This window comes from Stutzerimonas stutzeri, assembly GCF_038561965.1.
GTDB classification, from domain to species: Bacteria; Pseudomonadota; Gammaproteobacteria; order Pseudomonadales; family Pseudomonadaceae; genus Stutzerimonas; species Stutzerimonas stutzeri_AA.
Genome location: NZ_CP139348.1, coordinates 4,304,479 through 4,327,433, shown reverse-complemented (window position 1 = coordinate 4,327,433; position 22,955 = coordinate 4,304,479). Strand labels below are relative to the sequence as shown.

Annotated in this window: 21 protein-coding genes; 9 read left to right on the top strand and 12 right to left on the bottom strand. The window is 63.3% G+C overall.

What is annotated here, in order from left to right:
* Positions 1 to 4 precede the first annotated feature (4 nt).
* The 3 genes from SM130_RS20070 to SM130_RS20060 form a co-directional block, all read right to left on the bottom strand.
* A complete protein-coding gene (locus SM130_RS20070; RefSeq protein WP_102826423.1) occupies positions 5 to 274 on the bottom strand; it encodes a hypothetical protein in 270 nt (89 codons plus the stop codon).
* A gap of 72 nt (positions 275 to 346) precedes the next feature.
* Positions 347 to 1,354 carry a helix-turn-helix transcriptional regulator gene (locus tag SM130_RS20065; RefSeq protein WP_102826422.1) on the bottom strand — a complete coding sequence of 336 codons (1,008 nt, stop codon included), beginning with the start codon at positions 1,352 to 1,354 and terminating at the stop codon, positions 347 to 349.
* Positions 1,355 to 1,617: 263 nt separating this feature from the next.
* Positions 1,618 to 2,931 carry a 2-hydroxycarboxylate transporter family protein gene (locus tag SM130_RS20060; RefSeq protein WP_102826421.1) on the bottom strand — a complete coding sequence of 438 codons (1,314 nt, stop codon included), beginning with the start codon at positions 2,929 to 2,931 and terminating at the stop codon, positions 1,618 to 1,620.
* A 249-nt stretch (positions 2,932 to 3,180) separates the two neighbouring features.
* On the opposite strand from SM130_RS20060, the gene dcuS reads away from it, so the two are divergent.
* Positions 3,181 to 4,785, top strand: coding sequence for a DcuS/MalK family sensor histidine kinase (dcuS, locus tag SM130_RS20055; protein ID WP_102826516.1), 1,605 nt, complete (start codon positions 3,181 to 3,183; stop codon positions 4,783 to 4,785).
* Positions 4,782 to 5,507 carry a response regulator gene (locus tag SM130_RS20050; protein ID WP_102826420.1) on the top strand — a complete coding sequence of 242 codons (726 nt, stop codon included), beginning with the start codon at positions 4,782 to 4,784 and terminating at the stop codon, positions 5,505 to 5,507. The genes dcuS and SM130_RS20050 overlap by 4 nt, the downstream gene beginning before the upstream one ends.
* A gap of 29 nt (positions 5,508 to 5,536) precedes the next feature.
* Here SM130_RS20050 and SM130_RS20045 read toward each other — a convergent pair whose 3' ends face one another.
* The 3 genes from SM130_RS20045 to SM130_RS20035 form a co-directional block, all read right to left on the bottom strand.
* Positions 5,537 to 7,477 carry a methyl-accepting chemotaxis protein gene (locus SM130_RS20045; RefSeq protein ID WP_102826419.1) on the bottom strand — a complete coding sequence of 647 codons (1,941 nt, stop codon included), beginning with the start codon at positions 7,475 to 7,477 and terminating at the stop codon, positions 5,537 to 5,539.
* A gap of 231 nt (positions 7,478 to 7,708) precedes the next feature.
* Positions 7,709 to 8,764: a serine hydrolase domain-containing protein gene (locus SM130_RS20040; protein WP_219725301.1), complete on the bottom strand. Its 1,056-nt coding sequence runs from the start codon at positions 8,762 to 8,764 to the stop codon at positions 7,709 to 7,711.
* Between the two features lie 73 nt (positions 8,765 to 8,837).
* A complete protein-coding gene (locus SM130_RS20035) occupies positions 8,838 to 9,284 on the bottom strand; it encodes a DUF2147 domain-containing protein (protein ID WP_102826417.1) in 447 nt (148 codons plus the stop codon).
* Positions 9,285 to 9,665: 381 nt separating this feature from the next.
* On the opposite strand from SM130_RS20035, the gene SM130_RS20030 reads away from it, so the two are divergent.
* From SM130_RS20030 to SM130_RS20020, 3 genes are read left to right on the top strand one after another with little or no spacing between them, the layout of a single operon-like run.
* Complete coding sequence (locus SM130_RS20030) at positions 9,666 to 10,430, top strand: substrate-binding periplasmic protein (protein WP_102826415.1); 765 nt, start codon at positions 9,666 to 9,668, stop codon at positions 10,428 to 10,430.
* Entirely contained in the window at positions 10,427 to 11,770 is a 1,344-nt protein-coding gene (locus tag SM130_RS20025) for a GGDEF domain-containing protein (protein ID WP_102826414.1), read from the top strand. The genes SM130_RS20030 and SM130_RS20025 overlap by 4 nt, the downstream gene beginning before the upstream one ends.
* Positions 11,771 to 11,786: 16 nt before the next feature.
* Positions 11,787 to 12,515 (top strand): substrate-binding periplasmic protein, encoded by a 729-nt coding sequence (locus SM130_RS20020; protein WP_102826413.1) that lies wholly within the window; start codon positions 11,787 to 11,789, stop codon positions 12,513 to 12,515.
* Positions 12,516 to 12,639: 124 nt separating this feature from the next.
* Here the strand turns inward: SM130_RS20020 and SM130_RS20015 are convergent, their stop codons facing one another.
* Complete coding sequence (locus tag SM130_RS20015) at positions 12,640 to 13,032, bottom strand: DUF4168 domain-containing protein (RefSeq protein ID WP_102826412.1); 393 nt, start codon at positions 13,030 to 13,032, stop codon at positions 12,640 to 12,642.
* A 149-nt stretch (positions 13,033 to 13,181) separates the two neighbouring features.
* Here SM130_RS20015 and SM130_RS20010 point away from each other — a divergent pair, with 149 nt between their 5' ends.
* The 3 genes from SM130_RS20010 (at position 13,182) to SM130_RS20000 (ending at position 16,566) form a co-directional block, all read left to right on the top strand.
* Entirely contained in the window at positions 13,182 to 14,663 is a 1,482-nt protein-coding gene (locus SM130_RS20010; RefSeq protein ID WP_102826411.1) for an ATP-binding protein, read from the top strand.
* Positions 14,656 to 16,044 (top strand): sigma-54-dependent transcriptional regulator, encoded by a 1,389-nt coding sequence (locus SM130_RS20005; RefSeq protein WP_102826410.1) that lies wholly within the window; start codon positions 14,656 to 14,658, stop codon positions 16,042 to 16,044. Before SM130_RS20010 ends, SM130_RS20005 begins: the two co-directional genes overlap by 8 nt.
* A 63-nt stretch (positions 16,045 to 16,107) precedes the next feature.
* Positions 16,108 to 16,566 carry a DUF1456 family protein gene (locus SM130_RS20000; protein WP_102826409.1) on the top strand — a complete coding sequence of 153 codons (459 nt, stop codon included), beginning with the start codon at positions 16,108 to 16,110 and terminating at the stop codon, positions 16,564 to 16,566.
* Between the two features lie 52 nt (positions 16,567 to 16,618).
* Here the strand turns inward: SM130_RS20000 and SM130_RS19995 are convergent, their stop codons facing one another.
* The 3 genes from SM130_RS19995 to SM130_RS19985 are packed head-to-tail and all read right to left on the bottom strand — an operon-like array spanning position 16,619 to position 18,350.
* Positions 16,619 to 17,293, bottom strand: a complete 675-nt coding sequence (locus SM130_RS19995) for a DUF799 domain-containing protein (RefSeq protein WP_102826408.1) — start codon at positions 17,291 to 17,293, stop codon at positions 16,619 to 16,621.
* 6 nt (positions 17,294 to 17,299) lie between these two features.
* Entirely contained in the window at positions 17,300 to 17,659 is a 360-nt protein-coding gene (locus SM130_RS19990; protein ID WP_102826407.1) for a DUF4810 domain-containing protein, read from the bottom strand.
* 19 nt (positions 17,660 to 17,678) lie between these two features.
* Positions 17,679 to 18,350 (bottom strand): CsgG/HfaB family protein, encoded by a 672-nt coding sequence (locus tag SM130_RS19985; protein ID WP_102826406.1) that lies wholly within the window; start codon positions 18,348 to 18,350, stop codon positions 17,679 to 17,681.
* A gap of 410 nt (positions 18,351 to 18,760) precedes the next feature.
* Here SM130_RS19985 and SM130_RS19980 point away from each other — a divergent pair, with 410 nt between their 5' ends.
* A complete protein-coding gene (locus SM130_RS19980) occupies positions 18,761 to 19,435 on the top strand; it encodes a DUF1028 domain-containing protein (protein WP_102826405.1) in 675 nt (224 codons plus the stop codon).
* Positions 19,436 to 19,451: 16 nt separating this feature from the next.
* Here SM130_RS19980 and SM130_RS19975 read toward each other — a convergent pair whose 3' ends face one another.
* Together SM130_RS19975 and SM130_RS19970 are read right to left on the bottom strand one after the other, a co-directional pair.
* Positions 19,452 to 21,821, bottom strand: coding sequence for a putative bifunctional diguanylate cyclase/phosphodiesterase (locus SM130_RS19975; RefSeq protein WP_102826404.1), 2,370 nt, complete (start codon positions 21,819 to 21,821; stop codon positions 19,452 to 19,454).
* A complete protein-coding gene (locus SM130_RS19970) occupies positions 21,808 to 22,893 on the bottom strand; it encodes a polyamine ABC transporter substrate-binding protein (protein WP_102826403.1) in 1,086 nt (361 codons plus the stop codon). Before SM130_RS19970 ends, SM130_RS19975 begins: the two co-directional genes overlap by 14 nt.
* Between the last annotated feature and the right edge of the window lie 62 nt (positions 22,894 to 22,955).

Here is a 22,955-nt window from a genome sequence, read left to right as displayed (position 1 = left end):
AGGCTTATAGCCATCGCCTCACGATTACAACAATCAGGTGCACACATAGACCCGCACAAGCGAAGACGGCAACGATCTTGGCGGTGACAAAAAAGAAGCTCTGGAGGTCATGGAACAGGAAGCTAACAACCACACCCAGGCAGGCGATTAGTGCCGCTATCAGTAAGAGCCCAATATAAGGGCGCAATAGTTGCGATGCCGCGCCACGCTCGATAAGGCTGGAAAGGACTCCAAGCGCAATGAGAAAGACGACGATGCCAACGATAATACCCATGGGTTTCCTACTGATTTCGTGGTTCTGCTTGCTGCGGCCCAACAGCTCCCGGCAGGATCGCCCTGTCGGTTTTCAGTCCGCATACAGGGCCGTCAGCCTGGCTGTTTTTTCCCTGATGGTTTGCGCCCAGCTTTTCGGCTCATGCACCCGCACGTTTTCCGCCAAGCCAAACACCCACCACAGCGTTTCCTGATCATCGGGCACCTTTGCGCGCAGCCTTTGCCAGTCACTGCCGGCCAACGGCTCCAAGTTCTGCTCGTGACTCAGCGGAGTTTCTCTAAGCAGCCAGGCAATCTGCTGGGAAACATCAGCGACCAGTTCCACTTCTTCCACTGGTGAGGAAGAGTTGAAGCCGCCGAAGCGGATGTAATGGTCGAGATCGAGGGATTCGGTTTGTTGGGCTGCGGCATCCAGGCACTCGGCATTTTGGATGCGGTGCAGCGCGAACTGACGCAGATCGTCGTAGCCATTGACGTTGGCGATCAGGTAGCTGATGGAGTGGCGCGAGATCAGCCCGGCAGGATGGAGCAGCAGTTCCTTGCGCTTGGCCGTGCTGCGGCTCAGGTAGTCGACCTTGAGCTGCCTGCGTTCCAGCAGCGCGCTGGAAACTGCTTGCCAGACGCCGGTCTCGATATGAGCAGGCAGCAGGGCCTTTCCGTTGGGGTGCGCTCGTACACGACGAGCCCAGTGGGCGAGGTCGTTCTGATTTAGGTTGTCGAGGTAATTTCGGGCCCTTTTGAACTGCGGTCCCAGCAAGTCCAACATGCTCTGCGGCAGCAAGCTTTTCAGGTGGCTTTCGGCGAGATGGAGCGCTAGGGCTGTGGCAGGGTCCATGTCGCGAAGATCAAGCGGGGCGCCTTCCGCATGGCTCCATTCATTGCGCCCAGATATGTTCTGACTGATCAGAGAAAAGGGTATCGATAGCCGGTTCAGGTCTCGTTGTACGGTGCGCAGGTCGACCTTGAAGCCGCGCTCGTGGAGCTTGTCGCGCAACGTTTGTGAAGAGGTGTAACGAGGGTATTCGGGTATCAGACGGAGCAAGCTGAGTTGCCTGTGGAGCGTATCCTTCGCTTCTGCCATGTTACTGCCTTGTGAACTTGCTCGCGTCGGGACTCAGGCGCCAGACATCCGTGGTAAATGTACGTCGGAAAATGGCATTTGGCCATCTTTCCGTTAGCGATGGCACTGCCGTGACGGCCTGAATGATGGCAAAGCTAGGCGACAGAACTTGTCGTGAGAATGCTTCGATAGCGCTAAAGGCTGCGCATTCCGGGGTGTTTCGGCCACGTCGATTAGTTGAAAGCCCCGACGGGCGGGGCTTTATGGGAGCGGACGCTAGGCGGTCAGGTAAAGAAAAGCGGCACCACGACGCTTGAGATCAGCAGAATCAGGGCACCGCCCAGGCGCGAGGAGATCTGCGCGAATGGCATCAGCGACATGCGGCGCGCGGCAGACAGCACCGCGACGTCACCGGTACCGCCCATGTTGGCCATGCACAGCCCGGCGGTGATTGCCGATTCGATGGGGTAGAAGCCCACCAGTCGGCCAACCAGGCCTGCGCCAAACGCCGCGCCAGCCACGACGGCAAAGACGATCAGCACGTAAGTCAGCGAGATGGCATCGATCACCTGGCCCATGTCGGTGAAGGCTACGCCGATGCCGAACAGCAAGGCGAACGTCCAGTTGCGTGCAACGAAACGGAACCACTGCGCGGCGGCGTCGTTGATCGATTCCGGCACCAGGTTGCTCACCTTGAGCAGCGCCACCAGCACGATCATCAATGCATAAGGGTGCAGCGGCACGAACTTACCGAAGATCTGCCCGGCAACGAAGAAGCTCAGTGCTACAACCAGGCCGATACCCAAGGCCGGCAGAGTGATCGGGCCTTCCTTGTCGCTGACATCCACGCCCGGCATCATCTGGCCGTTGCCGGTCAGTGACGGGTAACGATTGCCCAGGCCGTTGAGCAGTCCGGCGATGATGATCGCGAAGACGTTACCCAGCGCCAGCGCCGGCACCAGAATCGAGATGTAGTAGCTGGCCGGCTGGCCGAGCAGCTGCTCGTAGATCTGGCTCATCGGCACTGCGCCGGCACCCATGCCGCCGCCCATGATGGGCATGGCGATGACCACAACTGCGTCCTGCGGCGAGAAGCCGAGCAGCGCGCCGACGGCCATCGCGAACAGCGCGGCGAACAGTACCGAGCACAACAGAGGCAACGCGTAGCGCGAGCCGACCTTGACCAGTACCTTGGCATCCATGCCGAGGATGCTGCCGGTGATCAGCGCGGCGATATAGAAGTCGAGAAAGCCACCGCCCTTCATGAAACTGGCGACATCATCAGTCACTGCGGCGGGCAACCAGCCGAAATAGACCATGGACGCGGCACCGAATAGCGCCATGATCGCGCCGCCGCCGAGGTAGGTCTTGATGATGGGCAGGCGGTCGCCGGCGAAACCGAGCAACTCGCCAAGCAGCATCATCACCAGCAGTGCGCCGATCATGCCGGTAGGCAGGGTGTCGGTGGCGATGGCGGCGGCCATGACAATCAGGGCGATGGCGAACAGCGGCAGTGGCAGATTGAAGATGCGCTGGGAAAGCAGCGGAACGTTCGGAGTGCCTTCAGGCACGGCAGGGCTCAGCGTGGTCCGATTCATTGTTGTACTCCTTCGAACGTGGCAGCCAGGCGGCGCACGTACGGGTGATGTTTGCGAATGCGCGGTCGGACAACCGTGCGCGGCTACCTTAAGCAGAGATGCTTCGCCGCCAATGTTTGGCGAAGTTAAAAAACCATTACGAAACTAAAAAAAGTGGAGCCGAGCTTGACCCCCGATCACAGGGCTGGCTCGATCCGGCCCTCTAGCGCGGCGCATTGAGCGTCCGCCACATGAACTGGAGTGATGGCTTTGCGCTTGCGCCTGAACACGCTGATCTCGCTGCTGGTCGCCGTCATGGTGGTGCTGGCGTTGGCGCTTGCCCTCTGGCTGTTCAACGTCCAGCTGCAGGACACCCTTGAAGAAGGGCAGGCCTCGCGGGTAACCAACCTGGCGCAGAGCGTTGCAGCGCGTGCCGATGTGCAGCTGGCCCTCACCGGTCCTGCCGATTTCAGTGCCGATAACCCGCTGCAGCGCGATATCGATGGCTTGCGTCAGCGTCTGGGTGTGGACTTCATCGTGGTGATGAACCCGCGCGCCCTGCGCCTGACGCATCCGGAGCCGGCCCTCGTCGGGCAGGCTTTTCGCGGCGATGACGAAGGCCGCGCACTGGCTGGTGAGACCTATGCCTCGCGTGCCGATGGCAGTCTGGGCAGCAGCATCCGCGGGTTTGCCTCGGTATTGAATGACGAAGGCGAGGTGGTCGGTGCCGTCTCGGTCGGGGTCACCCTGGCCTCGCTTGGCGAGCTATTGAAAGCGCATCAACGCGGCGTGCTCCTCGGCGTCTTGGCGCTGATGCTGATCACCGCCCTCGCTGCGCATCTGCTGGCGCGCTATATCAAGCGCGTACTGCTGGGGCTGGAGCCCTACGAGATCACTTGGCTGGTGGAAGAACGCCAGGCGATGCTGGCCTCGGTGCGCGAGGGCGTATTGGCGGTCGACGAGCAGGCGCGCATCACCCTGGTCAATCCGGCAGCGGAACGGTTGCTGGTCAGCACCGGGCTGGGCAAGCCACCGCTGGGCCGGCCGATTGCCGAATATCTGCCCACCAGCGGTTTACCCGAGGTATTGGCCAGCGCGACCGAGCAGCTGGATCGGGAGTTCAGCCTGAACGGCCGGGCAATCCTCGCCAATCGCGCGCCGATTCGTCATCAGGGCCGCGTGATCGGCGCCATCGCCACCTTCCGCGACAAGAGCGAGGTCAATGCGCTGGCCGAGCAGCTGACCGGCGTCAGCCGCTACGCCGAAGCACTGCGGGCGGCAACGCACGAATTCAAGAACAAGCTGCACGTGCTGCTCGGCCTGGCACAGATGGGCGACCTGGATGCCCTGCGAGCCTACCTGCGCGACCTCGCCGATCACCAGCTGGCGCCGGCGACGGTGCTGGTCGAGGGAATTGGCGAGCCGGTGCTGGCGGGTTTTCTGCTGGGCAAGCAGAGCGAGGCTCGGGAACGTGGCATCCTCTTTCAGGTGGACGTCGAACACCCGGTGCCAGCCGCGGCGCCGGAGCAGACTCACGGCCTGGTCACCATCCTTGGCAACCTGCTGGAAAACGCCTTCGAAGCGGTGGCCGAGCAGGACGAGCGACGGGTCAACCTGACGCTGAATTACGACGAAGCGCTGCTCTCGCTGCACGTGCAGGACAGCGGTGCCGGTATCGAGGCCGCCGTGCGCGAGCAGATCTTCGAGCGTGGCGTGTCGACCAAGGGCGAGCGGCGCGGCATAGGGCTGGCCGCTGTGCAGGAACAGGTCGAGGCCTGGGGTGGCAGTCTGGCGGTCTATTCCGAAGCGGGCCGCGGCAGCCTGTTCGAGGTCGAATTGCCCTATCGGACCGCCGCGGAGCAGGAGTCGTCATGAAAAACATCATGCGTGTACTGATCGTCGAGGACGATCCGATGGTCATGCGCCTGAACGTCGACTATCTGGCTCGTCTTGACGGTATCGAGCTGGTCGGCCAATGCGAAAGCGTGCCGGCTGCGCTCGAGACGCTGGAACGCGAGGCGGTGGACCTGCTGCTGCTCGATGTCTACCTGCGCAATCGCTCCGGGCTCGACGTGCTGCGCCACCTGCGCGCGCAAGACCGCAACACCGATGCGGTGCTGATCACCGCTGCGTCGGAGATCGAGACGGTACGTGCAGCCCAGCGTCTCGGTGCGCGTGATTATCTGGTCAAACCGTTCAGCTTCGAGCGCTTTCGCGATGCCATCGAGGCGTGTCGCCGCGCCCGTGAGTCGCTGGCTCGCCTGCCCGATCAGCTCGGTCAGGGCGATATCGATCGGCTGTTCAGTCAGCCTGCCACGGTCGATTTTCGCCGTCCGGGCGATCTGCCCAAGGGCCTGACGCCAGCGTCACTGGCACAGGTGGCGCAGGCGATCCTGGCGCTGGAAAACGATAGTTTCACCAGCGAAACCCTGCTGCCCGCGACCGGCATGTCGCGCGTCTCGGTGCGCAAATACCTCAAGCACCTGAACGACATGCAGCTATTGGAAGAATCCTTTCATTACGGGCAAATCGGCCGACCGTCGTTCCGCTATCGCTGCCTGGACCGCGCCGCTCTGCTGCGCCTGGCGCAAGGCTGAGACCTTGTCGGCCGGGCTCAAGCCTGTCATCAGGTACGGAAGCGCCCGACCAAACCGTGTAGCTCGCCGGAAAGCTCAGACAGCCGCTGCGAATCGGTTTGTGCCGATCCCGCCAGTTGCTCGACCAGCAACGCGTCTTCATGAATCTGTGTGATGTGCCGATTGATGTCTTCAGCTACGTGGTGCTGTTCTTCCGCCGCGGTTGCAATCTGTGCGTTCTGGTCGCGGATGTGATCCACCGAGCCACGGATGTGTTCGAAGCTGTCGCGTGCCTTCTGGATGCGCTCGACACTCGCCTTCGACATTTCCAGGCTGCTTTGCATTTGCTTGGTGACATCCTGTGTGCGCTTGGCAAGGCCGCCGAGCAGACCATCGATTTCGCCGGTTGAGTCCGCCGTGCGCTTGGCCAGCGCGCGGACTTCGTCGGCCACTACGGCGAAACCGCGGCCTTGTTCGCCGGCGCGAGCCGCCTCGATGGCGGCGTTCAGGGCCAGCAGGTTGGTCTGCTCGGCGATGGAGCGAATGGTGTCCAGGATGGTGTTGATGTTGCGGCTGTCCTGCTCGAGTTCCTGCATCGAGTGAGTCGAGCGCAGCAGGTTCTCGCTCAACAGAGAGACGCTACCGGTTGCTTCGTCGATCTGAAATTGACCGTCGTGCACCTGGCGCTGACCTGCATCAGCCGAGGTGGCTGCTGCGCTGCACGAGCGTGCGACTTCGTTGGCGGTAGCCACCATCTCATTGAATGCGGTCGACACCAGTTCGACTGCTCCGCGCTGGCGCTCTGCAGCATCATTCATGTCGGTGGCCACCCGTGTCGCACTGTCGGATGCGCCACTCAGCGCAGTGGACGCGCTACTGATGTGCTGCACCAGATCGCGGATGGCACCAAGGAACTGATTGAACCAGCGCGCAAGCATCGCTGTTTCATCTTTGCCTCGTACTTCCAGGCTGCGAGTGAGATCGCCTTCGCCCTGAGCGATGCCTTCCAGGCCGGCAGCCACGCTGCGGATCGGGCGTACGATCAGGCCGGCGAAAGCGGCGCCGATCATCGCGAATACGATTGCCAGCACGCCAGCAACGATAGCGATCTGCAGGGTCAGGCTGTTGGCGCGGGACATGACCTCGTCACGCTCGATAAGCCCGATGAACTGCCAGCCAAGCGCTTCGGATGACCATACGTTGGCCATGTAGGTGGTGCCGTTGATCTCCACCTCAAGCAGGCCTTTGGCATTGGCCAGTTCGGCATAGGCACCACCCAGTTCTGAAAGCGACTTGAAGTTGTGCTCAGGGTTGCTGGGGTCGGCCAGGACGTTGCCGCCTTTTTCGACCAGCATGAGGTAGCCGCTCTCGCCCAGTTTGATCTGCTTGACCAGATCGGTCAGCTGATTGAGTGACACGTCGAGACCAAACACACCGACGATCTGGCCTTGAGCGTTGGTGACGGTGTGGCCGCTATTGATCAGGACGACATCATCAACCGCCCAGTAATAGACGCTGCTCTGAACGATCTTTCCAGGTTGCGCCATCGCCTCTTTGTACCAGGGACGTACACGCGGATCGTAATTGCTCATCCGCGGGTCTTCCGGCCAGCCGGCGTAGGAGCCATCAGCGTGCCCAAGGGATAGATAAGCGGTCGAAGGATGGGTCTTGGCGAAATGGTCGAACAGTCTGAGTAGGGTGCGATTGCTCTCAGGCAAAGGCGTAGAGGCTGCATCCGCCGGGCCGAAGTTCTTCAGATCGCGGGCTTCGACGATCTCGGGCAGGGTCGCAAGGTAGGCAACGTTCTGCTCGATCCCCTCGAAAAACAGGTTCATGGCGTTTTCGACCTGTCGGATTTCGCGACTGCTGCTGTCGATGAACTGCCTCTGTGCATCGCTCCTCACGTTGAGGATGACGACGATCGCGACGGCTATGACCGGCACCGATGCGATGCTCAGAAATGCCCATGTCAATTTTTGCTTGATGTTCATGGACGCGACCCGCTTCAAGAGGCGACTAAGGCCAGGGCTTGAGACGCTGGCAATCCCACTGCGCTTGCAATGGATTACCTGGTTATCGACTCTCCATGTGGCAACTTGAGCAGGGCGGCCTGGGCGGAGGGTCCGTTCGTCGGCAGTAGCGCTTTGTGGTCAGGGCCTGGGATATTCGCCCTGCCGACGTGATAGCGAAGGCCCGTGGGGTTAGCTGCCCAAGGTGGCGACCTACGCTTCGGCGGGCTGCGTGTTGCTTCGAACCGCACCAATAATCTCGCCGAGCAGCCGATGCAGCGCGTCGCGGTGACCCTGGGCGCCGCTCGAGGGTTGCTGGGTGTGGGACGTCATCACCACGGTCATCTCGAGCCCGGGCACCACGTAGACCATCTGCCCGCCGTAACCCCAGCCGTAGCGCACCGGTTCGCCGCCCAGTTCGGTGATGAACCAGCCATAGCCATAGCCGTGACCGGTGTAGCGCGAGCGCGTGCGTGGTGTCCAGGAGGCTTCGATCCAGTCGGCCGAGAGTAAGCGCTCGCCGGATGCGCTAAGCCCGCCGCGACGGTAAAGCTCGCCGAATGCCAGCAGCGAGCGCGGCGTCATCGCCATCTCGTTGCCGCCCAGGTAGATGCCCTGCGGATCGCGCGTCCAGGCGCTGATGGCGAACCCCTCGAGTGGTGCCAGCCATTGCCGTGCCAGCTGCAGCGTGGACTCGCCGCTGCGCCGCGAGAGAATTGCCGAGAGCAGATGGCTGGAGCCGGTGGAGTAAATCATCGCCTCGCCGGGATCCGCCTCGAACGGTCGCGCCAGGGCCGCACGTACCCAGTTGCGGCTCGCCACCCAGGCGCCGTAGTTGCGCCCGGAGGTCGAGCCCAGTCCGGCCTGCATGCTGAGCAGGTTGCCCACCGTTACCTGCTGCAGGCGCGGGTCGGGGTTGGCAGGCAAGTCTGTTTTCAGTAGCTCAGCGATGGGCTGTTCGACGTCTTCGATAATGCCCTTGGCAATTGCGATCCCGACCAATGCGGAGATGATCAACTTGGATGCCGACTTGATGTTGGTCGGCGCGGTGGTGCGGTGGCCACGGTATCCGTGCTCGGCGATCACCTCCCCATGCTGGGCGATGATCAGGGTTTCCAGCGGCGCGAGTCGTTCAGCCTGGCCGAGCGCCGCCTGGAGTCTGACGTCGGCACTGGCCATTGGGCTGAGCAGTAGCAGCCACGTCGCGTAGAGCAGGTGGCGAACGCAAAGAGATGGGCGCTGCCGCGAGCGCTGGGGAGTCGAGGCCATAGTGATTCGACCCTGACGCCGCGGCACCGTGCCGTCGCCGTCGCAGCTGCCCGGGCTTCGCCGCGCGATGAGCTTACTGACGAATCCAGGTCTGGGTGCGGCCCAGCGCCTCGATGCCGATGTAGCCACGCACTTCCAGCTTGTCGCCGCCATCCAGCAGCTTCGCTTTGGCGCGGTAGGTCTTGCCCTTCGCCGGGTCGAGAATGGTGCCGTTGCTCCAGGCCTGCTCGCCGTCTGGTTTGAGGTCCCAGAGGATGGTCATGCCGGTGATGGGCTGGTCCTTGCGGTCCCCCTCGCATTCACTGCACAGCGGGTTGGCCCCGTGATCCGACTTGAGTATTTGCGCAACCTGGCCGCTCAGCGTGCCGTCACCGGCTTGCTGGATCTCGACGATGGACTTGGGTTTGCCGGTTTCGTCGTCAATGGTCTGCCAGCGGCCGGCAGGCGATTCGGCAGCCAGGGCCAGCGAAGACAGCGAAAGGGGCAGGGCCAGCAGCATGGCGTTGAACAGTGAGCGCATGTGTTCTCCGGTGATCAAAGAGGCAGCGCCGACTCTACCACCGGCAATTTCGCGATGCTGGCTCTGGGTGCCTGACCGGTTGGTTCTGCTCGCCAGCGCGGCTCGGTGAGCCAACGCGGCTTGCCGCGCTGCGGTACGAAATCGGCGCCACGGCCGTAACGGTCGATGCCATGTTCCAGGCCGGCTTGCAGCGGCCGGCGACATCGGCGCGGCGCACCACTCGTCGGTAATAGGCCTGCGGGAAACACGGCTTGGCTCCGGGGGTTGAAGTTTCAGGGCCGAACGCCGAAAAAGAGGGACTTGCCCGACGGCAAGGGGTGGCGTCGCCGATGCCGCGCTTTGATTCGCTGCCCGGTGCCATGCGCCGTTGGGGATTGCCTCATGAAAACGACGCCGGTTCGCCTTGTCAGGTTGCTGCCCGCCCTGGTGCTGTGCTGGGTATCGGGTGCGCTGGCGGGGCATACCATCACCGCCGTCACCGAGGAATTGCCGCCCTACAACATGACCGTCGATGGCAAGTTGACCGGCATGGGCACCGAGGTTGTGCAGGCCGTGCTCGAAGAGGCGGGCGAAGAGGCGCGCATCCAGTCGATGCCTTGGGCGCGGGCTTACGACATCGCGCTCAACAGCGAGAACGTGCTGATCTACTCCATCGCACGTACCCCCCAGCGCGAAGCGCTGTTCAAATGGATCGGCGTCATAGCGCCGACGCGCTGGTACCTGTTTTCCCTGCCGGGCACCCTGTTCGACCTGAAAAGCCTCGATGACGCCCGGCGTTACCAAATCGCCACGGTGAAAGCGGATGTCGGCGAGCAGTATCTGGTCGACAAGGGTTTCGTCATCGGACGCAACCTGCAATCGAGCAACAAATACGAGCACAACTACGAAAAGCTCAAGGCGGGCCGGGTGGACCTTTGGATATCCAACGAGCTCAACGCCCATTACCTGGTGCGGCAGGCCAGCGGGAATCCTGACGAAACCGCAGTGGCGCAACTGAACCTCGACGACCTCGGCGGTGCTGAAGGCTTGTGCATGGCCTTCAGCCGCAAGACTCCGGACGAGGTGGTCGAGCGCTTTCGTCTGGCCCTAGAGCGTGTGCGCGCCGACGGTCGCTACGATGCGATTGCTGCGAAATGGTTGAAATGAACGACGGCTCTTCGGCCCCGGCAGCTAGCGAGCCCGCACCGCGCCCGGTCGGTTCGCTCGGCCGCCGGCTGGTATTGGCCACCCTGGGCTTCTGCCTTTTGTTCACGCTGGCCACCGTGGGGCTGCGTACCTGGACGGCCTGGCAGGGCAATCTGGCCGAGATGAACGATGAACTGGCGCTGATCGATCAGGTGTTTCGCAGCACCCTGGCCAAGGCGATCTGGGAAATGGACAGCGATGCCCTGCAAACCCAGCTAGACAGCGTCGTGACGGCCGCGCCCATCGGGCGAGTCGAACTGCAGATCATCCGTGCCGGGCGCGAGCCGGAAATCATCCGGCGTGAGCGTCCCGAACAGCCGAGCGAACACCACGCGCCGCGGCTGAGGCATCTGCTGAGTTACGAGCCATACGCCGGCGTCAGTGAAACGGTCGGGGAGCTGACGCTGGAAGGCAACGAAGAGCTGCTCTGGGAGCGAATGCTGGCCGAAGTGGCCGATATCATCATTACGCAGGTTATCCAGTCGCTTTTGCTGGCCGGGTTGATCATGTGGATGTTCAACCGCACCGTCACCCTGCACGTGCGGCGCATCGCTCGGCATCTGACCCGCCTGACACCGGACAACCTCGATCACAGCCTGCGTCTCGATCGCTCGCCGAAGCGGCACGACGAACTCAGCATGCTCGAGGGCGGCGTCAATGGGCTGCAGGCAAAACTCTCGGCCTATCTCGAGCGGCAGCATCAGGACGAGGTGGCCCTGGCAGCGCATCGTGATCGGCTAGCCGAACTGGTAGAGGAGCGCACCGCCGAATTGCGTGCCGCCAACGTGCAGCTCGAAGAGCTCTCTCGTAGTGATCCGCTTACCGGCCTGGCCAACCGTCGCCAGTTCGACGAGATCAAGGAGGTCGAATTCCGCCGCGCCTTGCGGCAGGACCAGCCCTTGACGGTGCTGATGTGCGACGTCGACTTCTTCAAACGCTACAACGACCGCTATGGACACGCCCAGGGTGACCTGTGCCTGCGCATGGTCGCCGACACCCTGAAGTCAGTCTTCGCCCGTGCCGGTGAAGTGGTCGCGCGGCTCGGTGGCGAGGAGTTCGTCGTGCTGTTGCCTGGCGTCGATGCCGAAACGGCGTGGCGCGCGGCGGTGCGCTTGCAGCAGCGCCTGGCCGAGCGAGAACTGCTCCACGAGGACTCGGCCGTTTCGCCCTATCTGACGCTGAGCATCGGCCTGGCCGCACTCGAGCCGGACACCATGGACCAATTCGATCAACTGCTGCGCCGTGCGGACGAGGCCCTCTACCGGGCCAAGACCCATGGCCGCAATTGCATATCCGCCTGATTGCCTGAGGAACTGCATGATGCACTCGTTCGCCTGGATCGCCTTACTCATCGCATTCCTGGGTTTCACCGCGCAGGCCGAGCCGTTGCGGGTGGTGACCGAGGAAACTGCCTACAGTTATCTGCTCGAAGGCCAGGTGGCCGGCACCGCAAGCAGGGTGGTCGAGGCAACGTTGCAGCGCGCGGGCCTGAACGACTACCAGGTCAGCCTCTACCCCTGGGCACGGGCGTATGACATGGCGCTGCGTGAGCCCGGTGTGCTGATCTACCTGATCGCGCGCACGTCCGAACGCGAAGAACTGTTTCGCTGGGTGGGCGAGGTCATGCGAATCGAATACCACTTCTACAGGCTGCATGAGCGGGACGACATCGAAGTGCCCGATCTCGATGCGGCAAAGGCCTACCGGATCGGCGTGCTGCGCGAAGATGTACGCCACCAGTTCCTGCAAGCCAATGGGTTTACCAAAATCGTCGTGACCGCACACAACAGCGACAACTTCAAACGCCTGCTCAACGGTCAGGTCGATCTTTTGCCGATGCCCGAGCAGGACATGCTCACCCTTTGCAACGAAGCCGGCGTGGACCCTTCCCGCGTCGAGAAAGCCTTCAGCCCCCACACCTCCACACAGCTCTACATGGCCTACAGCCGCCAGACCGACGACGACATCGTGCTGCGCACCCAGGCCGCTTTCGAGCACCTGCATGCCGAAGGCGAAGTGGCGCGGATCATGGCCGGGCAGCCTTGACGGCAGGCGACGACAGCGTCGAGCCACTCCGCATGAAAAAGCCCCGCAGGCGTCAGCGCTGCGGGGCTTTTTTTCACTCTGCGCGAGCCGCCTCAGGCAGCGCCGCGCGGTGTCGGTGATGTAATCACTGCTGCATCATCGCGATCACGCGGTTGCGCAGTTCCGGGTCGGTCTGCACGGCTTCGTTGATGGCGTTGTACTCGTCGATGCTGATGTCTTTTTCCTCGATCACACCAAGCATCTTCTCGTTGGCTTGCTGCTGAAGCTCGCGGGCCTTGTCGGCGTCTTCGGTCTTTTGCAGCTTGCCGGTGAATTCCTCGCGGATCTCCATGATCTCGCCAAGTGATTCGGCGAAGTTCTCCAGTTTCTTTTCACTGAACTGCTGCGCCTGTGCGCCGGCTGCCGGCTGGGCAGTGGGTGCGGGGCTGGCTGATTGCGCCGATGCAAGGGGGGCGGCCAGGCCGAGGAACAGCGAGAAGATTCCGGCGAAGGCGAGACGAGCGTTGTGCTGGGTCATGTTCATTCCTGCTTCGGTTAAAGACGCATTCGTTGGTGCAGCAGCCGTGCCAGTTTTGCCTGATCATGCTAACTAATTGTTATTGAAGCATTTGTTCGTTTCGTCGGAGCAGGGTGGACCGATAAAAAACGTCTCTGTAGTGTGCCTATATGACACATGTATCAATCTGGCAACGCCCCTCCAGCCTGCGCGGCGCGCTCCTGCTCAAGGTCGTCGTGCCGCTAATGGCGATCATGTTCGGCTTCAGTTCGGTGGTGCTCTGGACCGTCGAGCGCAACAGCGAGCGGCGCCTGCAGGCCGAGGTCGAACTGGTGGCGCGGGCGGTACGTCTGCCGCTGAGTGCCAGTCTGGAGAAGAATCACGAGCGCACGCTGCAGCAGGTGCTGGAATCCGTGCTTGGCGTCGGTCGTGTGTATGGCGCCTATGTCTACGATCGCGACGGCAAGCTCGCAGCCTATGCCGGCGCGGTGGAGCCGGATCAGGACGAGTCGGCGATCCAGCAGCTCACCGCCGGTGGCGAGCTGACCGGCACCTATCAGCGCATCAATGGCCGCCCGGTTTATTCCTATTTCGTCCCGCTGGAAGAGAGCGGTGGGCAGATCAACGGCCTGCTGCAGGTCACCCGACGCTGGGGCGATTTCGAGCAGGACATTCGCCGTCTACGCCTGATCGCCGCGGGCCTGGGCGGCTTGCTGGCCGGGGTGGCGCTGGTGGTGATCCTGCTTGGCCACCGCTCTGCCGTGGGCAAGCATCTCCAGCAGCTGGCGCGCAGCATGGAGCGCGTCGCGGCCGGCGAGCGCGAGCATCGTGCACCGCGTAGCGGGCCGCAGGAAATCGTCGTGCTGTCCGGCGCGTTGAATCAGATGCTCGACAGCATCGCCGCCGCCGAACGGCAAGTGGCCGAGCAGCAGGCCCGCGAGGAGCAGCTGCAGGCACGCCTGCGCCAGAGTCAGCAACTGGCGGCGGTGGGGCGGTTGGCGGCCGGCGTGGCGCATGAGCTGGGCAGCCCGCTCAGCGTGATTGATGGCAAGGCGCAGCGGGTGTTGCGCGACGACGACCTGGCCGAAGCCCATCGCCGCGCGCTGTTGCAGATTCGCCAGCAAGTGGCGCGGCTGAGCGCCATTGTCCGTCAGCTGCTGGATTTCGGCCGCGCCGCCGGTTCGCCTCCGCGCAAGGTTCCCGCCGAGGTGCTGGTGCATTCGGCGGCTGCGGCGGTGGCTGACGAACTCGCCGCGCTGCAGGTTTGCCTGGAGCTGTTGGCGCCGGGGCAAACGCTTTATTGCCGTGTCGACCCGCCGCGTTTCGAGCAGGCGCTGACCAATCTGCTGCGCAATGCCGCCCAGGCCAGCCCGGGCGGGCTGGTGCGGCTGCGCTGGTGGCGCGACGGCGATGAGCTGATGTTGCAGGTTGAGGACGATGGCCCCGGCGTTGTCGAGGCGAATCGCGCGGCGCTGTTCGAGCCGTTTTTCACCACCAAGCCGGTGGGCGAGGGCAGTGGGCTGGGGCTGGCAGTGGCCCATGGCGTGGTGGGCGAGTGTGGTGGACGTATCGAGCTGGTCGACGGCAGCCTGCCGGGCGCGGCCTTCCGTATCGCACTGCCGTTGATTGACGAGGAGGTCGAGCATGACTGAGGTGACGCAGGAGCGAGTCCTGCTGGTCGAGGACGATGACAGCCTGCGGCAGTTGCTGGTCGAGGAGCTGGAAGACCGCGGCTTGCAGGTGCGAGCGTTGGCCAGCGCAGAGGAGGCGGTTGGCTCGCTGGAGAGCTGGGAGCCGGCGCTGGTGGTCAGCGACCTGCGCCTGCCCGGCGCCGATGGCATGGCGCTGCTGCGGCGGGTCAAGACCATGCAGGCGGCGCCGGCGTTTCTGGTGATCACCGCGTTCGGCAGCATCCAGCAGGCGGTGGCGGCGCTCAAGGAGGGCGCCGACGAGTTCCTTACCAAGCCGCTGGACCTCGAACATTTTGGCCTGGCGGTGGCCCGCGCGCTGGAGACGCGACGCCTGCGCGACGAGGTGCGGCGCTTCCAGCAGCTGCTCAGCGACGATCGCTTTCACGGCATGCTTGGCCGCAGCCGGGTGATGCGCGGGTTGTTCGATCAGATCCGCCAGCTCGCCCGTGCCGAAGGGCCGGTACTGGTGATCGGCGAGAGTGGCACCGGCAAGGAACTGGTCGCCCGTGCCGTACACGCGGAAAGTGAACGTGCGAACCGGCCGTTTCTGGCGATCAATTGCGCGGGGTTGCCGGCCGAGTTGCTCGAAAGCGAATTCTTTGGCCATGTCGCCGGCGCTTTCACCGGTGCCAACCGTGCGCACAAGGGGCTGTTCCAGCAGGCCGACGGTGGCACGCTGTTTCTCGACGAGATCGGCGAGATGCCGCTGCCGCTGCAGGCCAAACTCCTCCGTGTGCTACAGGAAGGCACGATCCGCCCGGTGGGTGCCGAGCGTGAGCTTACGGTGGATGTGCGCATCATCGCCGCCAGCAACCGCCCGCTGGAAACCGAGGCGGGGCGCGAAGCCTTTCGCGAAGACCTGTTCTTCCGCCTGGAGACCTTCATCCTGCAGGTGCCGCCGCTGCGTGATCGCGAGGAGGACCTCGAGCTGCTGGCTGCCGGTTTCGTCGCCCATTTCGCCGCGCGCAGCGGGCGTCCGGTTCGTGGCCTGGCACCGGCGGTGCTGGCGCAACTGCGGCGCTACCCGTTCCCCGGCAATGTGCGCGAGCTGCAGAATGCCATCGAACGCGCGGTGACCTTTTGTCACGGGCGCAGCATCGAGCTGGAACACCTGCCCACTCGCATCGCCGACTATCGCGATGACAACGCTCACAGCGCTGGCGCCGAGCTGCTCGCCCAGCTCAGCGACGGCCCGCTGCTGCCGACGCTCGAGGAGCTGGAGCAGCGCTATATCGAGCACGTACTGAAACTGGTGGATGGCAACAAGCGCCGCGCTGCGGCCTTGCTCGGCATCGGACGGCGCACGCTTTACCGGCGATTGGGTGAGCGCGAAGACGGTTGATCGGACTCGCCGTCCGACGCCCAAGAGCGCACACTGCCGGCCTTCATTCTTAGAGGAGCGAACATGCTCAACAACGACGTCCTGCGCAGCCTGCGCTACACCCTCAAGGTCAGCGATGCACAGATGGCCGAAATCGCCGCGCTGGGCGGCTGTACGGTAGACGAGGCGCAAGTTCGTGCCTGGCTCGCCCGCGAGGACGAGGACGGCTATCAGGAGTGCCCGGACGAAGCGATGGCGCGTTTTCTCGACGGGCTGATCTATTTCAAGCGCGGCAAGGACGAAAGCCGCCCGGCGCCGCCGCTGGAGCTGCCGGTCAGCAACAACCAGATCCTGAAAAAGCTGCGGGTAGCCTTCGAGCTGCGCGACGAAGACCTGCAGGCGATCCTGCATGCCGCCGATCTGCAGCTGTCGAAATCCGAACTCGGCGCGCTGTTCCGCAAGCCCGGCCACAGCAACTACCGCGCCTGCGGCGATCAGTTGCTGCGCAATTTCCTCAAGGGTCTTTCGCTGCGCCAGGGCTGAGCGGCAAGGGCGACCGTGCATCCTTCGCGCAGGTCGCCCGACTAGCGCCCGATCAGCGGCTGGCCAACCGGCTCGGGTGTTGCGGCGAGCGGGGGCCGCTGAGGATGCCGTTGGGTATGCCGGCGGTGAGCAAACGGCGGCTGGTGATGCCGGCGATCTCATGGCCGCGGTCGCTGAGCGTGTTGACGATCTGGTTGACGGCAGCGGTGATGAGCATGCCCACCAGGCCTCCGCTGTTCTGGTTCTGGTTTTCTGCCGTACTGGCCAGCGCCTTCCCTTCCCAGAGCAGTTCGCCGCTGCGCAGGTCGACGAGCTTGCCGTGAGCTTCCACCGCGACCTCGCTGGTCAGCACCTTGTAGCTGCTGCCGTAACGGGTGACTTCGATATACAGGGCTGCGTCCGCGCCGAAAATCTCGCGAAGCTTGGCCGGCGGGGCCATGTGCATCTCGTCGGCATTCATCAGGCCGTTCTGCTTGAAGGTCTCATCGACCACGGCTACCGGCAGCACGTAATAGCCGGCTTCGGCGAGCGGGTAGCTGACCTGCGAGAGAACGCTGTAGCTGGCTTTGATATCCGGCGAACGGTTGACCGGGGGCAGCACCAGAATCGATGCCGGATTGTTCCGCTCGAATGCACTGTAGTCGTAGGGAGTCGGTGTCGCGCAGCCGCCGAGCATGCTCAGGGCGGCAAGCACCAGCAGGGTTTTCAGACCGATGTTTGGCATCATGACCTCTTATTTCTCGAAGTTGCGCATCAGAAAGTCCATGTAGGGCGCGGACTCTGGGAACAGGGTTTTTTCGGTTTCGAACTGCTGGCGAACCTGATCGCCCTTGCCGACTTCGGCGTAAAGCATGCCGAGGTGGGCGTGAAAGCCCGGTGCGGGGGTCACATCCCGCGCGCGGGCCTGTTGCAGGCTGGCTTCCAGCGCGGCGATCTGTTCCTGCGGGCTCTTATCGTGCTTGAAGTGCTCATAGACCTGCTCTTCGTAGCCGGTCCAGTGGTAGAGGGTTTTCGGCTGGCTGGCGCAGCCAGTCAACGCGGCAAGCGACAGCAGGGCGACGGCGAGCGCGCCGGTTCTCAGATGGGTGTTCATGCTTACTCGTCCTTGAGGTTTATTGCACAGGGCGCCAAGCGCCGCTGTCGACGCCGGTCACCAGGTTGTTCACGGCTTCGCGGATGGCCAGGTCCAGGACCTTGCCATTGAGGGTCGAGTCATAGCTGGCGGTGCCGCCAAAGCCGATGACTTCACGGTTCGATAGGCTGTACTCGCCAGCGCCCTGAGCGGAATAAACCACCTCGGAGGTGCTGACATTGACGATGTTCAGGTTGACCTTGGCGTAGGCGATCTGCGATTTGCCGCGGCCCAGGATGCCGAACAGCTGATGGTCGCCGACTTCCTTGCGGCCGAATTCGGTAACGTCACCGGTGACCACGAAATCCGCACTGCGCAGGTTTGCGCGTTTGGCCGCGATGGCACTTTCCTGAGCGATTTCCGACATGTTGTCGCGGTCGAGGACGTTGAAGCGGTTCGACTGCTGCAAGTGAGTGATCAGAATGGTCTTGGCCTGGCCGCCGAGACGATCGACGCCATCGGAAAACAGGCCGCGCATGTAGCTCGAACGGTTGTCGAACTTGCCGACTGCGATGGGGCTGCGCTGGCCATGGTAGACACTCTGCGCCGAAGTCACCTTGGCGACCTCCAGCGTACGTGACTGCTCTGTAGCGCAGCCGCTAAACAGGATGCTCAGGCCAATCAATGGCGCGGCCATCAGGTGCTTCTTCATATCGGGTTCTCGTTCAATGGCGCCGCGCCACAGGTTTCTGCGCGCGGGCTTCTGGGGATGTGTTTGCTGTTGCTCCAGCAGTCGGCTGCAGGCGATACAGCCGGGTGCCGGCGGGGCGGGGTAGGTATGCGGACGTTTCCATGTCTGTCGAATCCTGTGGATGCTTGGCCCAGGATCGTGCCTGGCCCATTGCCCGGTCACGTTGCCGTTCCTTGCTGGCGTGCCGAGAGGGGGCGAGTCTACAAATCTGCTTGGCGATGTGCCAGCACTGGTGCCGCGACAAGGTGCGAGACGTCACAGTCATTCGTCGGAACGCTGCCGGCGGGCTTGCAAACGTTTGCCTGGATGCTCGCCTGAACGTTTGCCCCTCGGCGTCGGCCTAATCTCTGACTAATTCAGAGAGTAGGCCCATGACCTTTTCCATCGTTGCCCGCTGCCCGCGCACCGGCCAGTTCGGGGTGGCCGCTGCCACCGCCATGCCCGCCGTAGGGAAGTTGCTGACCCATGCGGCGGCCAACGTCGGGGCAGTGGCGACCCAGGCGCAGATCAACCCCTATCTGGGCATCGATGGGCTGCGTTTTCTGCGAGAGTTCAGCCCGGCTGCGGAGGTGCTCGAGCGGTTGCGGCGTACCGACCCATGCATGAGCCAGCGCCAGTGCGCGGTGGTCGATGCAAAGGGGCGTACGGCCTGCTGGACCGGCGAGCAGTGCCTGCCCTGGTCGGGATCGATTGCCGGTGAGCAGTTCTGCGTGCAGGGCAATCGACTCAAGGGCCGCGAGGTGCTGGAAGCGGCGTGCGAGGCTTTCCGGAGCAGCGAGCATCTGCCGCTGGTGGAGCGGCTGATGGAGGCGATCGCGGCCGGTGACGAGCTGGGCGGTGACCGCCACGGCGAGTCCTCGGCGACGGTCTACGTCGTCGACCGCGAGGAGTACCCGCTCTGGGACATCCGTGTCGACCACCATCTCGATCCGGTGGCCGAGCTGCGCCGCCTGCATGATGTGTTCGCGCGCGAGGTGGTGCCGGAGATCCTCGCCATGCCAACGCGGGCCAATCCTGCCGGTGCGTCCGAGGAGGACTCGATCTAGCGCGGGCTGCGTCTGCCTAGCAGGGCAGTGAAACCGCTCGCGGCGGCAGCTGCTCCAGGCGCAGCGTGCCCTGCGCACGGTTACGTACGGCCATCCAGTCTTCCAGCGCGGCGAGCGAGCGTGGCGGTGAAATCAGGTAGCCCTGGAACAGATCACAGCCGGCCTGCAGCAGCGCCGACTGCTTGTCCATGTTGTCCACTCCCTCGGCGTTCACCCGCTTGCCCTGCGCGTGGCAGAACGCAACGAGGGCGGTCAGGCTCTGTTGCATGTCCGGGCGTGTCAGTCGGGTGATGATGGCCATATCCAGCTTGATGGTGTCGGCCGGGTATTCGAGCAATTGCTGGATCGAGGTATAGCCGACCCCGAAGTCATCGATGGCGACGCGGAAGCCCGCATTACGGATCGCCTGGACCACATCCATGGTGCCCTTGCAGAGCTCGGCGGCATAGGTTTCGGTCAACTCGATCTCGATCCTGCCCGGCTCGATGCCATGGTGGGCGGCGCGCTCGACCAGATAACGGCAGATGCGGTCGTCGGTCAGTTGGGCCGAGGACACGTTGATCGCCAGAATCACCTGTTCGCCGAACAGTTGTGCAAGCTTCGGATACTCCGCCAGCGCATGATCGATGACCCAGCTGTCGATCTTCGGAAACAGCCCGGCACGTTCGGCGATCGGGATGAATTCGGCAGGCGAGACCATTCCCAGTGTCGGGGAGTGCCAGCGCAGCAGCACCTCGCAGCTGACCACGGTGCCTTCGCGATCCAGCGCTGGCATGTAGACCAGTCGTAGCTCGTCGTCACCGTCGAGTATGCGCAGGTGCTCCTCGATCAGGCGGATGCGCTCGTTGCGCTGTTCCAGCTCACCGGTAAAGGCCACGGCAGTGTTCTTGCCTACCGCCTTGGCCTGGTACATGGCGGTGTCGGCGCGCGTGAGCAGCTGAGTGATCGAGTCCGCATCGTCGGGATAGCGGGCGGTGCCAATGCTGATGCTGACGGGATAGAGCCGGTCTTCGAGGCGGAAGCCGCCGCGACACAGGCCAAGCAGACCGTCGCACAGCTCGCTGATGCCCTCGTCGGCATCGGTCATCAGCAGGATGGCGAATTCGTCACCGGACAGGCGTGCAAATGCGGCTTCCGTTTGCGGGTAGTCGGTCTGATGGCGTCTCAGCAGGCCCTGCACGCGCTGGGCGAAAATTCGCAGCAGGTTGTCGCCGGTGTCGTGGCCGTGCTGGTCGTTGACCAGCTTGAAGTTGTCGAGGTCGAGAAACAGCAAGGCCAGTCGCTTGCGCTGGTGTGCGCACTGTTCATACATGGCATTGGCCAGCAGGCCGAAGTGCGCACGGTTGCTGATCTGCGTCAGGCTGTCGGTCCAGGAAATGATCTGGATGCGTTCCAGCGCCTCGGTGTTGCGGTCGTGCAGGGTCTTCATGTTGACCGTCAAGCGGCCGATCTCGCCGCCGTCGGTGGGTTCATCAAGTGCCGCGCGCTTGCACAGCAGCAGGTCGGTGAGCTGGTTATCCAGCTCGCTGATGGGCGCGGTGATATAACGGCGGATCAGCCACAGCAGCAGGCCGATGGACACCAGGCAGATCAGCGAGCCACCGGCGACGAATGCCAGACCCAAAGTCTGCAAGCGTTTGGCGGTGTATTTCGGCGCTGGGGTCAGCCGTGCATGCAGTGATCGCGACAGTGAAAGCTCGGCCGATAGCCCCGATTCGGCCGGCATCGGCTGTACGTCGATCTCCACTGGTGCGCCGTATTCGCTTTCCAGGCTGCGCTTGAGCTTGATGAAGCGCTCCGGGCGTACCGCCAGCTGCACGGCGAAGGCCTCGCCGCGCTGGCTTGGCAGAGGGCGGCTGCTGGAGGCCGGCAGGATGAAATCGGTGTCGAGCAGCAGTGGCCCGCCTTCGGCCTGCTCGACATAGATCGTCTTGCTGGACGTTGGCGACAGCTTGGCGTCCCGCACGATTTGCTGCTGGGTCGCGTTCATGGAAGCGAATGGCGCCAGGCTGCTCTCGAAGTAGTAGGCCGGCTCGCCGTCCGGCTGGACGACGGCGAAGGAGACGAATGAAATCTCGGTGTTCGATAGCAGGCGAATGCTCTGCTGGATGCGCAAGCCCAGCGTGTCGTTGCGAAAGGCGGTATCGGATTCGCGCAGGAACAGCAGCAGCGCCTCGCTATCGATGAGCGAGTAAAGGACGCTGCGGTTGAAGGCTTCGTAGTCCAGGTACGCCGATTTCAGCGCCAGCAACTGCTGGTCCAGGCGTGCCTGCTCCAGCCCGAGCAGCGAGGCGCGCTGGGTCAGGTAGGCGGTGGTCGAGGCAACCAGCTGGATGATCAGAATGACCGGGAAGATCACCAGCAGCGCGCGTTTACCTAGCGTCATGGGCGTTGATCAGTGCGCTGATGATGCGTCGGCGTGTCTGCGTGGCTTCCATTGGCCGGTTCTCATAGACCTGGCTCCTGGTCAGCAGTTCTTCGGGCGGGTAGATGGTCGAGTCCTGGCGGACGTCTTCGGGCAGCAGTGCCCGGGCCGCGCCGTTCGGTGTTGCGACCCCCAGGTCGGCGGCGTTGAGCGCGGCGATATCCGGCTGGTTGAGAAAGTCCAGGAAGCGATAGGCCAACGCCTTGTTCTTGCTCGAGGTCGCCACGGACAGGCAATCGACCCACAGCAACGTGCCTTCCTCGGGTACCACGTAGCGCCAGGGCTCGCCATCGACCCCTTCGACCTGGTTCAGCACCTGCTGATCACCGCTGTAGGCCAGGGCCATGTCGGCCTTGTCGAGATAGCGCTGGCTGCGCAGCGAGGTAATCACGTACTCGTAGGTCAGTACCGCCTCGGACTGGGCCACGAGCAGCTCGAACGCGGCTTTTAGCTCGTCATTGTTCGAGGTGTTGATCGAGTGCTGCAGGAGGATCAAGGGGCTGGCGAGAATGTCCTCGTGGTCCTCCATCATGATGATATGTGGCTGGTCGGCTCTGACCGGCTTCAGCAGGTCGGCCCAGGAGCTAGGGGGGCTGTCGAGGCGGTCGCTGCGATAGGCAATGCCCAGCGTTCCCCAGAGGTACGGCACGCTGTGGGGGCCGCAGCTTTCGCGCCAGCGCTCCGATACGTGGCGCAGGCCCGGTAGCACGGCCTGGTCCAGCGGCTCCAGGAGTCCACGGGCGCCGAAGCGCGCTGAGCTGATCCGCTCGGTGAGCGCGATATCGATCTGGTGATCGGGTTTGGCGAGGATTTCGTCGCGTCTGTCGCCGCTATCGAAATAGATCTGTTTGATTTCGACGCCGGTTTTTGCCTGCCAACGTTCGATCACCGCTTCGCTGAGATACTCCTCCCAGGTCAGCAACGTCAGCGTCTGGGCTGCATGCAGGGAGGTAGACGGAAACAGCAGGCTGATCGCCATCAGAACGAAGCTGCGAATATGCGAAGGAGCCGACGGGTTTTTCTTGTTGGTCATAGTTATTCCATCCGCTTGGATCGTCTGCCGTGGCTACTCTGCGGCGGCTCTAACCGGCGCCA